The following is a 13,907-nucleotide window of genomic DNA, read 5'->3' as shown; positions in this document are numbered from 1 at the left end:
GAATTTTGTTTAGGGTAATTTAAGGTAATTTATCCGATCGCGTGATCGTATATCTGAAAAATACTCAAAAATCCAGGATACCACGTAAAATCGGGGGTGAAAGACAAATAGCTCAACAGCTCATGACCTTGGCGGAAAGACTGGCACAAGATTGGAAGTCACGACTTGAACAAGATTGCCCGGACGAAAATTCTAGCACCCGCGAGAGTGTTGTCCGGTGGCTGTTGGGAGACAAGCCCGAAAGATTTGACACTCTTAGCCCAACTCAATTGTCTGTCGCCTCTGGGGCGATCGACTTTTTATATCGAATTTTGATTTCTCGGTATCTGGGAGTACCGCCAGAAAAAGCTTACCGCAACTTGATCGGGCGACTCGGCGGTTTAGTTGTGCTCCGGCAAAAAATCCAAGCGTGGGTTTCCCTGAGTCGCGACAGACAGCGGAGTGCGGTGGAGGTACTACAAGAAGTGATTCAGGAAATGCTCAATTCTGATCGCTACCTGCAGCAGCAAGTCGCCTGGATTGCCGAATGCACCTCAGACAGACGCCTGCGAAATGCTTTGCTGCTAGCGAGCACAGAAGAATACTGCTTGCGGCCGATCCGCAACCAGCCGCTGCTGGTGTACCGTTTTGTCAACTACCTGCGGCGTGCCCAGCGGGGCGGGTTGACGCAAGTGCCTGCGGGAGACTGGGTGCGGCTGGTGTCGGAACAGGTTCTACCCGACGATACAGACGAACCGCTCAGCCTGCTAGACGAACAGGCGATGTCCGAGTATCGAGAAAATCAAGCTTGGGAAGAGCAGCAAACTCAGCGGCAGATTGTCCAACAAGAATTTGAGAATTACTTGGCCGCTGAAGTCGATCCGCTAGCTTCCCGGTGGCTGCAGCTTTACCTGCAAGGTCGTTCCCAAGAGGCAATTGCCGAGGATTTGAAGGTTCCTATCAAGCAAATTTACCGCTTGCGAGAAAAAGTCAGTTACCACGCGATTCGGGTTTTTGCGGTCAAACAAGCACCGGAATTAGTCGCCAACTGGCTGGAAACTTCGCTCAAAGAACACAGTTTGGGCTTGACTCCGGCTCAGTGGCAGCAATATTTACAAAACCTCACGCCGGTGCAGCGGCAGTTGGTAGAATCGTTGAAAGCAGGGAAAAGTGTAGAGACGATCGCCTCTGAATTAAAGCTGAAAACCAATCAAGTCATCGGCGAGTGGAGCAAACTCTATTTAGCAGCTCAATCGCTCCGCAACGAGTAGATTGGTAATGGGTGGCGGGCAATTGCTAATTGTTAATGGGCGGTAGCATTTTTCAGAATCCGCGCTACAAATCAATTCCCGAACAGCCACAGATTACTGCGAGTTTCTCCGTGGAAAACCGCGCGATGCCCCTTGTATCAAATCAGGTTAGATTAATCGGGAGGTTGTAGCGCTGCCGTGACGATCGCGCTCCAAAACGATCACAGTCAACTCTCTGAGTTAAGATACTAGCAGCACGATCGACTTTTCAGGATTTTTTAACCAATCCTAAATTCAGCGGTTGCCCGTAAATCATCGGTTGTGGTGCATCTGTAATACTAGCGTATTCCTGACATAATTCTATTGTTGCTAGCCACGGGAATCTGTCTTGGGCGATCGATGATAGTGGGTCTAGACTGCGCTAGTCATCATCTAGATCTCAATCTTTTGGTAGAATTTAAGGCTGCAATACAGAAGGAAGAAAATTCTGGGACTAAGGATTTTTCTTTAATAAAAGCTTCCGGTTATTAGGCCAATTCCTCCGTCAGGGAAGTTGCAGCGTTTAATTTTATCGCATCAGGTTGGTGCGTCGCGCTCGATCGCGCTTCCAACTACAAAGCAGCTAATGGTACATACATCTTCAACAGACTCGGCAGCTACAATGGACTCCGATCGAATATTTCACCTAATCGATACAGTTGTCCCCTTTGAAGCTTGCCTTTACTATCAAGTTTTGCCTTTATCTCTAGAAGGTAATCTGTTTAAATTGGGCGTAGTCGATGCCAAAGATGACTCCGCCTTGGACTACGTGCAGCGGATTTTAGCTTACATGAATTGCTCAGTCACAACAGAGGCAATTGCCTCGGAAACTCAGCGCTCGATGCTCTCAGCTTACTTGCTGCACGGGAGCCAGCTTCGAGAACCCAGCCAGACAACCGCCGAAGCAGCCCCAACAACCGCCGAAGCAGCCCCAACACCCAAAAATCCCGCATCAGCAACTCCAGGCCCCAATGCAGAAACGCTGCTGTCTGTGCCAGAACCCTCGATGCCCGATCCTGAGCAGTTTAAACCTGCTGGCGCTGAGGTTCCCCCGACACCGACACAGCTATCGGTTTTGAATGTCGAGGCCTTGCACTTGTCAAGCCAAGTGGAAGTTTTGGCAACTTTGCCCGCGCCCCAACTGCTGCAAGAATTGCTCGGTAGAGTGCTGCGAGAGGGTATCGGCCGCCTGTTTTTTGAGCGGCACCAGTCCCAAGGTCGCATTCTTTGGAGTCAAGATGGCGTTTTGAAATCGATGCTTGAAGGTATCGATATCGTCCTTTTCCAAGAGGTCATCGACGAGTTGAAGCGGCTGACAGATATGCCTGTTTGCCCGGTGGAACAGCCCAAACAAGTCGAAGTTGAGCGCATATATCAAAACACTCATTTGCTGTTGCGCTTGCGGGTAATGACGGTGGGTGGCAAGGAAGAAGCCACCCTGCAAGTTTTGCGGGGGGCAGCTTTGAGGTTTTACCAGCAGCAGCAGTTGTCTACTTTGAGTCGGGACGCACTGCGGCTGGCCGAAGAATTGCAGCGGAAAGTGAATCAAATTCGCGATCGAACTCGGCTTTCTCCTGGGCATTTAGAGGGGTTGCCCGCTTTGGAACAGGTAATTAGAAATGTTGACGACCAAATTGAAGCTTTGCTGCACGGACACAATCCCGATCAGCCTTAATCAGCCATAGATGACTGTTTTGAATTTTTTTTAACTCACATCAAGTCCGGTCAAATAATAATAATTATGTTTGTAGTGAGGACTTTAGTCCAAGCGAGTTTTATGATAACTCAAGTCTTCACTACAAACCAATTTGATGGCTGTTCTGCGAGGTGACAGAATATTATACCAGTTCCAAAAAAAAATGCAATTGTAGGCCCGTGTTCTAAACCCTGGTAGTCATCAGTCATTCCCAATCTAAAATTTAAAATCTAAAATGGTATTAGCCGTGCTCGAAAACATCCTTGTACTGCAATAAATCCAAACTCACAAAAACGGGCAAACACTGAAAACATTGCTGTGCAATTTCCCAGCGTTCTTCTCGCTGCAACATAGCAGTCAACTTTTGTTTAGCGCTCAGCAAATAACGGACATCGTTAGCAGCGTAGCTGAGTTGGTCGTCTGAAAGATGCTCGGAATTTCCCCAGTCAGAACTTTGAGAAGTTTTGTTGAGTTCTACGTTTTCCAATTCTTGGATTAAATCTTTAAGTCCGTGTTTGTTGGTGTAAGTTCTCGCAAGTTTGCTCGCTATTTTGGTGCAGAAAACAGGTGCAATGTCAATACTTAAATTGTAACGCATGGTTGCCAGATCGAAGCGCGCAAAGTGAAATACCTTCTCAATATTTTCGGCTTCCATTAACTTCTTTAAATTCGGTGCTGCTGTCTGGCCTTTGGCAATCCGCACCACTGCAACTTTACCTTGCGGATCGCACAACTGAACCAAACACAAGCGATCGCGCCACGGTAGCAAGCCCATTGTTTCCGTATCAACCGCGATCGCCGAAGCAGTCAAATAATAAGATAAGAGAGAATCGGGAATATCACCATCGCACACTTGAAAATCTGCAAATTCCATTATTAGTAATTTTTGACTGTTGACTGTTGACTGTTAACTGTTGACTGCCCTCTTCCTTCTTCCCTCTTGCTTCTTCTTTCTTGCTTCAAATTACCGGCTGCGAACAAAAAGCTGAGTAAGATAATACTCGCCTTTGGCATTTTTCGCAACCCCAATACCGGTCACATTAAACTGACCTTCTATATTCTTGCGGTGGCCCTCACTTTTAATCCAACCTTCAACAGCATTGCGTACCGGGTCGCTGAAGCCGAAATTGTAAGCAACGTTTTCAGCTACACTTTGATAAGGAAGAGTAATTGCCTTCGCCCGCCCTTCAAATCCATCGTGGCTGAAACGTACTTTACCGCTAGCCATATTTTCGCTGTGAATTCTTGCTATCTGACTGATTCGCGGATCGATACTCAGCGGTGGCAACTTTTTAGATGCTCGGTATTGATTGATCTGTTGGTTAACCGCTTTTTCTAAGTTAGTAATAGAGCTCGAAGCAACATTAGTATTCATGGAAGTTTCCGGCTGCGCTCGCGAAATAATGAACGTGCCACACTTTGGCAGCATGATGGTCAACAATCCCAAGCACATCAAAATCAAACCTTTGGACATGAAATCAAATGAGAAATAAAGTTAATTGTTACTCCTATGTTGCACCATTCTCGCTTAAAATGCCCAACGACCTCTTTCACAAAAAGTGCATTTTCTTGTAGGAGGGACAGGAGAGCCCGCCCATAGAAGGGTTATTGAGAATGGTGCAATATCTCAGTTGTTACTAATTCCTACAGAGCGATCGCCCCACATTCCGCTAACCTAGATATTCAGAACCTTTGCTACAGTGTTCACGTCTTTGTCGCCCCGTCCGGAACAGTTAAGCACAATGCGGGGATTGCCTGTTAGCTGCGGGCAGAGAGTCTCTAAATAGGCGATCGCGTGAGCAGTTTCCAAAGCCGGAATAATCCCCTCCAACTGCGAAAGCCGCTGAAATGCTCCCAGCGCTTCTGCATCAGTTACGCTATAATATTCAGCCCTGCCCGCATCCTTCAAATAACTGTGTTCCGGCCCTACGCCCGGATAATCCAAACCCGCACTAATCGAATGTGGCTCGATTACTTGACCTTCATTATCTTGCAGCAAATAACTCATCGCCCCGTGCAGAACTCCCACACTTCCCTTAGTCAAAGTAGCAGCGTGCTTATCAGTTTCCACACCTTCGCCCGCCGCTTCAATACCAATCAATCTGACAGTTTCTTCCCCGACAAACTCGTGGAAAAGACCCATTGCATTAGAACCGCCGCCGACGCAAGCTAATAAAATATCCGGCAAACCACCCCACTTTTCCTGACACTGAGCCCGCGTTTCTTCACCGATTACCGCATGGAAATCGCGTACCATCATCGGGTAAGGATGCGGGCCCGCTACGGAACCGAGAATGTAATGAGTTGTTTCGACATTTGTCACCCAGTCGCGAATCGCTTCGGAAGTCGCATCTTTGAGCGTTCCCGTACCCGCAGCCACCGGCCGCACTTCGGCTCCCATCAAGCGCATTCTAAACACATTTAAAGCCTGTCTTTCCATGTCATGAACGCCCATGTAGACAACGCATTCTATACCGAAACGAGCGCAAACTGTGGCAGTAGCAACGCCGTGTTGACCGGCACCAGTTTCAGCAATTACGCGCTTTTTGCCCATACGTTTTGCCAGCAATGCTTGAGCTAAAGCGTTGTTAATTTTGTGAGCACCAGTGTGGTTTAAATCTTCGCGTTTGAGGTAAATTTGCGGGCCAGTTCCGTCTGCTTTAGCGTAGTGTTCGGTGAGGCGTTCGGCAAAATACAAAGGGCTGGGGCGGCCGACATAATCTTTGAGCAATTGTTGGAGTTGCTGTTGAAATTCCGGTTCGCTGCGGTATTTGTGGAAAGCCGCTTCTAGTTCAAATAAAGCCGGCATCAGGGTTTCGGGGACGTATTTGCCGCCGAATTTGCCGAATCTGCCGAGGGAGTCGGGGCGTTGGGCGCTGGTTTCGGAAGTGAGATGCAGGGGGGTGACAGTCATTTGATTTTAGATTTTAGATTTTAGATTTTTTAGATTCGCGGGTAAGCTAGAGGCTTGGTGTCGATCGTACCAAATCGGTTGTGGACTTGAGGCGATCGAACAAATTTCATTATAATTCCTTGAACGCTTGACGGGCTAATACAATAAGTAGAAGATAGAGCGCATTCCGAGCGATCGCAACCATACCCCAATCCGCTAAAACTAGAAATACCAGTAAAAAAAGTTCAAGCATCTTAACCTATGGCAGCATCCAAACGCAAAGATTCTGACAGCAAAACAACCGAGGGCAAACGAATAGTTTACTCCGAATTTGGCAACGTTGACAACTCGGCCGCCCTCCAACGGGGAGTTGCCGAAGTTCCCCCCAATCAACAAAATCTCAAAATCGAAGCATCCCGAAAAGGACGCGGCGGCAAAACAGTTACAGTCATCAGCGGCTTTCAGGAAAAACCCGAAACATTAGCAACTTTAGCCAAGCAGCTAAAAGCCCAATGCGGTACTGGCGGCACAGTCAAAGATAATGAAATCGAAATTCAAGGCGAACACAAGCAAAAGCTGCTAGAAATTATCACAAATTTAGGCTACAAAGCTAAAATTAGTGGAGGGTAAATTAGTCAATAGTCATCAGTGTATGGGCGGGACGAGTTTATGATATACTTAGTTTAAAACATAGATGGTTGGTAAAACCCGCCCCTACATCGCGCAAATTATATTGTCGCGAATCAACCAGAAATGATATTACCAATTACCGCCAATTTTTAATGTACACTCGACCTTTAGCTCGTTTAATCGAACAATTGCAGCGCTTGCCCGGAGTCGGCCCAAAAACAGCCCAGCGTTTAGCTTTACATATTTTGAAACGACCGGAAGAAGAAGTGCAAGCCCTAGCTAAATCTTTGATTGATGCCAAACAGCAAGTAGGTTTCTGTCAAGTATGCTTTCACTTATCTGCTGACCCTGTTTGCGAAATTTGCCGCAATACAAACCGCGACAGTCATACCCTTTGTGTAGTGTCAGAATCCCGCGATGTAATCGCTTTAGAAAAAACGCGGGAATATATGGGTAAATATCACGTTGTTGGTGGCGTTATCTCACCGATGGATGGAATTGGCCCGGAACAATTGAACATTCAACCGTTAGTGCGGCGCGTCAGTCAGCAAAAGATTAAGGAAGTAATTATTGCTATTAGTCCGAGCGTTGAAGGCGAAACTACTACTCTTTATATCGGTCACTTATTAAAACCTTTTACCCTAGTGACGCGCATAGCTTTTGGTTTGCCGATGGGGGGAGATTTGGAATATGCCGATGAAGTTACATTGGCTCGTGCTTTGGAAGGAAGGAGAGAGTTGGATTAGTTGAAAACGGGTGATGGCTGATTTAAAAATAAGAGAAACGAACCGTGAAGACGCGAAGGACACGTTCGGCGAAGCCGTTCCCGTTCCCCGCAGGGGTTCCCGAAGGGTAGGGTAGGAAGAGATAGAGAGGAGGAAGAGTTCACAATTGATGCGAGGATAGTTATTATATCCTAAGCTTCTACGATTGCTTCGTGGAGGCTGGCAATGAGTAATTTGTAAGATATGAAACCCGCGTCGGCGGGTTTTGTCTGTGTAGCAACAGGTTGAAACCTGTCGGGTATTTGGTATTTGATATTTGGTGTTTGGTGTCGTTGTTCCCTGTCGTCACTGCCGCGAAAGGGTAAACTGGACAAAGTTACCGAGAGTAAAAAATCATGACCCAATTCGATCGACCTTTCACCTACCCCACAACCCGCAAAATCGACCAAACAGACGACTACCACGGTGTCAAAGTACCCGACCCCTACAGATGGCTGGAAAATCCCGACTCAGAGGAAACCCAAGCTTGGGTGGAAGCCCAAAACGCAGTCACTTTCGGCTACCTCTACGAAATTCCGGCGCGGGAAAAAATCAAACAGCGCCTGACTCAACTTTGGGATTACGAGAAATACGGCATACCTTTCAAAGAAGGATCTCGCTATTTCTACTACAAGAATGACGGCCTGCAAAATCAATCCGTACTCTACACTTTGACATCCCTCGACGGCGAACCCAAAGTATTAATTGACCCCAACACTCTCTCAGAAGACGGAACCGTTGCTTTGGGTGGCATAGCTATCAGCGAAGACGGCAAACACATGGCCTACGGTTTGTCTCATTCCGGTTCCGACTGGCAAGAATGGAAAGTCCGCGATGTGGCAACCGGCGAAGATTTATCAGACCATTTAAAGTGGATTAAATTTTCAGGAGCATCCTGGACTCATGACGGTAAAGGCTTTTTTTACAGCCGCTACGACGAACCCAACGAAAAAAGCAAGCACGAAGACGTTAACTATTACCAAAAACTGTTTTACCACCAAATCGGCACGCCGCAATCTGAAGACGTATTAATCTACGAGCGACCAGACCAAAAAGAGTGGGGATTTAGTGGCGGCGTCACCGAAGATGGCAAATACTTGATTATCTCAGTTTGGCAGGGAACTGAAACCAAAAACTTGATTTTTTACAAGGATTTAACTGCACCGGAATCAACCGTTGTAGAACTAATTAACGAATTCGAGGCTGAGTACAGTTTTATCGACAATGAGGGCTCTATTTTCTGGTTTCAAACCGACTTGAATGCACCGTTGGGCCGCGTAATTGCGATCGACACAAACAACCCACCTCCCTCATCCCTCGCTTGTGACGAAACCCCCCCGTCGCCCAGGGAGGGGGGGCTTACAGAAATTATCCCCGAAGCAGCAGAAACTCTCGAAGGCATAGGCCTCCTGAACAATCAATTTGTCGCTTCCTACTTGAAAGACGCCTACACCCAGATTAAAATTTTCAACTTAGACGGCTCTTTCGTGCGAGAAGTTGCCTTGCCCGGAATCGGTTCAGCCGGAGGATTCGGCGGCAAGCGACACGACACCGAAACTTTTTATGCTTACACGAGTTTCACTACACCAAACACTATTTACCGCTACAATATGGTGACAGGTGAAAGTACAATTTATCGGCAGCCAAAGGTCGATTTTAATCCCGACGATTACGAGACAAAACAAGTATTTTACCCGAGCAAAGACGGTACGCAAGTACCCATGTTTATTACCCACAAAAAAGGCTTGCAGTTGGATGGCAATAACCCCACCTACCTTTACGGCTACGGTGGTTTTGGCGTGTCGCTAACCCCAAGTTTTTCTGTTAGCAATGTCGTGTGGCTGGAAATGGGTGGAGTTTATGCGATCGCCTGTTTGCGGGGCGGCGGCGAGTACGGCGAAGCATGGCACCAAGCAGGGACAAAGTTGAACAAGCAAAACGTGTTTGACGACTTTATAGCTGGCGCTGAATGGTTGATCGAAAACAAATACACCAAACCGGCAAAATTGGCGATCGCAGGCGGTAGCAACGGCGGTTTATTAGTAGGGGCTTGCATGACTCAGCGGCCGGAATTGTTCGGCGCAGCGCTGCCGGCAGTCGGGGTTATGGATATGCTGCGCTTCCACAAGTTTACCATTGGTTGGGCCTGGACTTCGGAATACGGTTCTCCCGATAATGCCGAGGAATTTCCGACAATTTACGGCTATTCTCCCTTGCACAACCTCAAACCGGGAACGGCTTATCCGGCGACAATGATTACAACTGCCGATCACGACGATCGCGTGGTTCCGGCCCACAGTTTCAAATTTGCTTCTGCTTTGCAAGAAACCCACGCCGGAGAAAAACCAGTGTTAATTCGCATTGAAACTAAAGCGGGACACGGGGGTGGCAAACCGACCGCTAAAGTGATTGAAGAATTGGCTGATGAATGGGCTTTTTTAGTGCGCGAACTCGATATTGACGCTTAGCAAGCCGCGTTAGGGCGTGCGATCAACGCAGTTTCATGATTTAAATAAAAAGAGGGTGTAAAGGGCGATCGTTCTTTTTGAATTTAAGTGCGATCGTTCTTTTTTGTCACCGCAATCCTGATATTAACATATATAATTTGTCAACTTTATTTGTTAACTTTTGTAGCGTTAAGTTGCTATTATTACATGGCTGTGATCTTACTGCACACCAAATTAGTATAAGTATAAATCTCTAGAAATAGGGTACTCTCAACTTTCAATAGCGATCGCACCTCAAAGTCAAACTCTGCCAGTTTTTAGTAGGAAATTAATATTTTCAGTATATTTACGGTTCAAGCTGTCTGAGCCAGCCTCGATGTCACCAGACTCAGAAAACTATCCTGAGGGGTGTGACCCCTTATGCTGATAAATCCGTAAGTCATTTACCATATAAGTAACGTTAGACCTGATATCATTTATCCCAAAAATAAAGCATCTTGACTAATACAAAGGCTGTTACCCCTTATTCATGTTAGGAGTTGCAGCTATCGGCCGCATCAGGACATCCAAGGGCGATCGCAGTAAATTCTGTCTAATGATTGACTAACATCACAAATAACAAATAGAGGTAACTATTAGGTTTAATAAAACAATAAATTTTAAAACTTTATAGTTGAAAGTTTATCGTCATCTATGAAAAGGGGTAGCTTAGATTTAGCAACCCAATTAACCCAAAATGAAAACCATCCCAAATCTGTCAAATTTGTCAGCGGCACAAACACGCAAATCTACCAATATGGAAACTAAAATCTTGAGACAAGCCAGCTATAAAGCAGAGACAGCTAGCCGAAAAAATCTAGCGATTGTGGATTCAAAAGTAGAAAACTACCAAGAGTTGCTCAGAGGAGTGAAATGCGGTACAGAAGTAATCTTGCTCGATAGAACCCGGGATGGAATCGAGCAAATCACGGAAATTCTGGGTCAACGCAGCAGCATCACCAGCCTGCACATAGTTTCTCACGGTCGAGAAGCAGCAGTAGAAATCGGCTCAACAGAACTTAATATTAATAATCTAGAAACCTACAGCCACCAATTGCAGCAGTGGGGAAAAGCCCTTAGCGAATCTGGCAGCATTCTGCTTTACGGCTGTAACATAGCAGCCGGCGAATCCGGCATTAAATTCATACAAAAACTCAGCGAATTAACCGGGGCAAATATTGCCGCTTCCAATAATTTAACAGGGAGTGCAGCATTAGGTGGCAACTGGGAATTAGAAATTACCACAAGACAAATAAATACCGAATTAGCCTTTGAAAAAAAAGTCCTAGAAAGCTACACATCAGTCCTGGCTACCTTAGCTGCTGAAGAATTTAAAAATTCAACAGTAATCGGGCCTTGGATATATGGAGTTGGCAACACCCTTTCAGCTAACCCAGGCTTAACCGCAGGTAGTACAGCCAACACCAGCGGTGTTATTCCTGCTTTAGGGACTGGCGATCTAGAGGGACAAGGTACTTTGAGATTAACATCAAACGCCTTTCAACAAGCAGCTTTTGTAATCTACAACAACCCCATCTCGGCCACTGAGGGTCTGAGAGTTACCTTTGATTACTTTGCCTATAACAGAGGTACTGTCCTTTTTCCACAACGACCACCAGGGGATAATACCCCCCTTGGTGCCGATGGCATTAGTTTTTTCCTCATTGACGGAAGAGCTACGCCAACAGAAGCGGGAGGCTATGGTGGCTCTCTCGGCTATGCTCAGAATAATAATAGCCCCGCTTCACTTGGTATTTCAGGAGGTTATTTAGGTGTCGGATTAGACGAGTTTGGCAATTATTCTGCTAGTCAAACAGGAGTGGGAGGGCGTGTAAATACAAATCCGGCTGCGCTGGGAGGGAAGCTAGAGGATGCAGTAGGACTTAGAGGCAGCGAAAGCACATCTTATAATTTTTTAACTAGCAGAGTCGTTCCCGGTGGGATAGATAATAAAGATACAAGCATTCGCGCTGAGGCTAAAAGAACCGTTCAAGTTACATTATTTCCCGCGAATTCACCAACATTTCCTAACCGTCTTACAGTTGCCTTCGACTTGAACAGCAACGGCACATTTGATGCGGGCGAAACACTGCTCGATATACCAAATTTGGCAATCGTAAACGGAGAAGTGCCACGTACTTTTAAATTTGGCTTTGCTGCTTCGACAGGAGGCAACACAAACATTCACGAAGTTAACAACGTCATCGTCCAAAGTATAGATCCGCCTACACTCGTAGCCGACGTTTCCATTGTTAAAAAAGGCCCGATATATGCCATACCCAATAGCACCATTACCTATACGATTACCTCCACAAATAACGGGCCAGACAGCGCCGAAAGCGTCCTGATTCAAGATCCGCTCCCAGAGGGCTTAAGTTTCGTCAGCGCCTCCGACCTCGCCAGATACAATACCGTAACGAGGACGGTCATCTGGCCGGCGATTCCGACTCTGGCTAACGGTGCTAGCCAAACCCGCACCATCACCGCCACAGTTTCCCCAACAGTCACCGCTCCCTTAACTAACACTGCCTATAGCACATCCAGCACTTTCGACCCAAATCTAGCTAACAACAATAGTTCCCAACCCATCTCTCAAGTCTCAACTACAATTGTTGCTGCTCTTGCCGATGTTGTTACCACCAAAATCGGGCCTATTACCGAAACAGTGGGTAGGACAGTCAGTTACACAATTTCGACAGTCAACAACGGCCCAAGCACAGCCGCAAACGTCACCGTTACCGACAGCATTGTTCCCGGTTTAAATATAGTTAGTCTATCCAACGAGGGTGTTTACAATGCAGATACTGGGATTGTCACCTTCCCAGCGATTCCCAGCTTGCCTTCCGGTGTTCCTGCCATTAACACAGTCCGCTTCATCGCACCTGCATCTGCATCCGGCAGCGTCAGCAACACCGCCAGAAGTACCTCACCTACCCCAGATCCTTTTCCTGAAAACAACAACGGTACTGATCCGCTGGCTAAAGTCACCACAACTCTGACACCTAGTGCCGATGTCGTTACCACCAAAACCGGGACTACTACCGAAACTGTGGGTAGGACAGTCAGTTACACAATTTCCACAGTCAACAACGGCCCGAGCACAGCCGAAAACGTCATAATTACTGATAGCATTGTTCCCGGTTTAACAATAGTTAGTCAATCCAGCGGTACTTACGATCCAATTACTGGCATTGTCACCTTCTCATCTGTTCCCAGCTTAGCCAGCGGTCCTCCTGCTGCGATTACCAACACAGTTAGTTTCATCGCACCCCCAGAGGTCAGCGTCAGCAACACCGCCAGAAGTACCTCCAGTACCTATGACCCAATTCTTGAGAACAATGACGGTAGTGCTGCTAAAGTCACAACCACTCTGACACCCGCACCAACTCCGACTCCCAACCAACCGCCATTTGCCAACAATGCCAACTCCCGCCTCGGGCCCAACAGCAGCCAGTTAGTCACAGGATTGGGAGGAAGCGATCTCGAAGGACCGATCGTCTCTTACACCATCAACAGCCTGCCATCACCAGACCAAGCAGTCCTGTTTTTAGGAGATCCAGCCAACGGCGGCGTACCAGTCAGACCAGGCCAAGTCCTGACTCCAGCAGAGTTGCAGCAACTATTTTTCCAAACGACGGGCACCTTTACAGGAAGCAATTTCACCTACAGCGCCACAGACAACAGCGGTGCTATCAGTCTTCCTGCTACCGCTACTGTGGATGGACTGATAGCACCAACTCCCACAACACCAACTCCCACAACACCAACTCCCACAACACCAACTCCCACAACACCAACTCCCACAACACCGACTCCCACAACACCAACTCCCACAACACCGACTCCCACAACACCAACTCCCACAACACCGACTCCCACAACACCGACTCCCACAACACCGACTCCCACAACACCGACTCCCACACCAACTCCCACAACTCCAACTCCCACACCAACTCCCACAACTCCAACTCCCACACCAACTCCCACAACTCCAACTCCCACACCAACTCCCACACCAACTCCCACAACTCCAACTGGCAACCTACCGCCATTAGCCAAGAATGCCAACTCCCGCCTCGGGCCCAACAGTAGCCAGTTAGTCACAGGATTGGGAGGAAGCGACCCCGACGGGTCGATCGCCTCTTACACCATCAACACCCTGCCCTC

9 protein-coding genes are annotated in these 13,907 nt (G+C 47.4%); 6 read left to right on the top strand and 3 right to left on the bottom strand.

Going from position 1 to position 13,907, the window contains the following annotated elements; genetic code table 11:
- Window positions 1-122: 122 nt before the first annotated feature.
- The gene (locus QUA04_RS13350; RefSeq protein WP_333257799.1) at window positions 123-1,250 is read left to right on the top strand and encodes a HetZ-related protein 2; all 1,128 of its coding nucleotides are present in this window, start codon (window positions 123-125) and stop codon (window positions 1,248-1,250) included.
- Window positions 1,251-1,854: 604 nt separating this feature from the next.
- A complete protein-coding gene (locus QUA04_RS13345; RefSeq protein WP_333257797.1) occupies window positions 1,855-2,943 on the top strand; it encodes a hypothetical protein in 1,089 nt (362 codons plus the stop codon).
- A gap of 262 nt (window positions 2,944-3,205) precedes the next feature.
- On the opposite strand, the gene QUA04_RS13340 is transcribed toward QUA04_RS13345, so the two are convergent.
- From QUA04_RS13340 to trpB, 3 genes are all read right to left on the bottom strand, one after another.
- A complete protein-coding gene (locus QUA04_RS13340) occupies window positions 3,206-3,838 on the bottom strand; it encodes a ribonuclease D (protein WP_333257796.1) in 633 nt (210 codons plus the stop codon).
- 90 nt (window positions 3,839-3,928) lie between these two features.
- Window positions 3,929-4,339 (bottom strand): CAP domain-containing protein, encoded by a 411-nt coding sequence (locus QUA04_RS13335; protein ID WP_333257794.1) that lies wholly within the window; start codon window positions 4,337-4,339, stop codon window positions 3,929-3,931.
- A gap of 300 nt (window positions 4,340-4,639) precedes the next feature.
- Window positions 4,640-5,878 (bottom strand): tryptophan synthase subunit beta, encoded by a 1,239-nt coding sequence (gene trpB, locus QUA04_RS13330; protein ID WP_333257793.1) that lies wholly within the window; start codon window positions 5,876-5,878, stop codon window positions 4,640-4,642.
- A 240-nt stretch (window positions 5,879-6,118) separates the two neighbouring features.
- Between trpB and QUA04_RS13325 the strand changes: the two genes are divergently transcribed.
- The 4 genes from QUA04_RS13325 to QUA04_RS13310 form a co-directional block, all read left to right on the top strand.
- Window positions 6,119-6,487: a translation initiation factor gene (locus tag QUA04_RS13325; RefSeq protein WP_333257792.1), complete on the top strand. Its 369-nt coding sequence runs from the start codon at window positions 6,119-6,121 to the stop codon at window positions 6,485-6,487.
- Window positions 6,488-6,639: 152 nt separating this feature from the next.
- Window positions 6,640-7,233 carry a recombination mediator RecR gene (gene recR, locus QUA04_RS13320; RefSeq protein ID WP_006634457.1) on the top strand — a complete coding sequence of 198 codons (594 nt, stop codon included), beginning with the start codon at window positions 6,640-6,642 and terminating at the stop codon, window positions 7,231-7,233.
- Between the two features lie 374 nt (window positions 7,234-7,607).
- On the top strand, window positions 7,608-9,719 hold the full coding sequence (locus QUA04_RS13315) for a prolyl oligopeptidase family serine peptidase (RefSeq protein WP_333257789.1): 2,112 nt from the start codon (window positions 7,608-7,610) through the stop codon (window positions 9,717-9,719).
- A 775-nt stretch (window positions 9,720-10,494) separates the two neighbouring features.
- A partial coding sequence (locus QUA04_RS13310) for a DUF4347 domain-containing protein (RefSeq protein ID WP_333257787.1) occupies window positions 10,495-13,907 on the top strand: 3,413 nt, incomplete at its 3' end.

The sequence above is a fragment of the Microcoleus sp. S13_C5 genome (assembly GCF_036700845.1).
Classification (GTDB): Bacteria; Cyanobacteriota; Cyanobacteriia; order Cyanobacteriales; family Microcoleaceae; genus Microcoleus.
The sequence above is the reverse complement of the archived record's forward strand: the minus strand, read 5'-3'. Positions and strand labels throughout refer to the sequence as shown.

Coding starts and splice junctions, on each gene's coding strand:
- QUA04_RS13350 (WP_333257799.1), top strand. CDS start 123: ATGACCTTGGCGGAAAGACTGGCACAAGATTGGAAGTCACGACTTGAA.
- QUA04_RS13345 (WP_333257797.1), top strand. CDS start 1,855: ATGGTACATACATCTTCAACAGACTCGGCAGCTACAATGGACTCCGAT.
- QUA04_RS13340 (WP_333257796.1), bottom strand. CDS start 3,838: ATGGAATTTGCAGATTTTCAAGTGTGCGATGGTGATATTCCCGATTCT.
- QUA04_RS13335 (WP_333257794.1), bottom strand. CDS start 4,339: ATGAATACTAATGTTGCTTCGAGCTCTATTACTAACTTAGAAAAAGCG.
- trpB (WP_333257793.1), bottom strand. CDS start 5,878: ATGACTGTCACCCCCCTGCATCTCACTTCCGAAACCAGCGCCCAACGC.
- QUA04_RS13325 (WP_333257792.1), top strand. CDS start 6,119: ATGGCAGCATCCAAACGCAAAGATTCTGACAGCAAAACAACCGAGGGC.
- recR (WP_006634457.1), top strand. CDS start 6,640: ATGTACACTCGACCTTTAGCTCGTTTAATCGAACAATTGCAGCGCTTG.
- QUA04_RS13315 (WP_333257789.1), top strand. CDS start 7,608: ATGACCCAATTCGATCGACCTTTCACCTACCCCACAACCCGCAAAATC.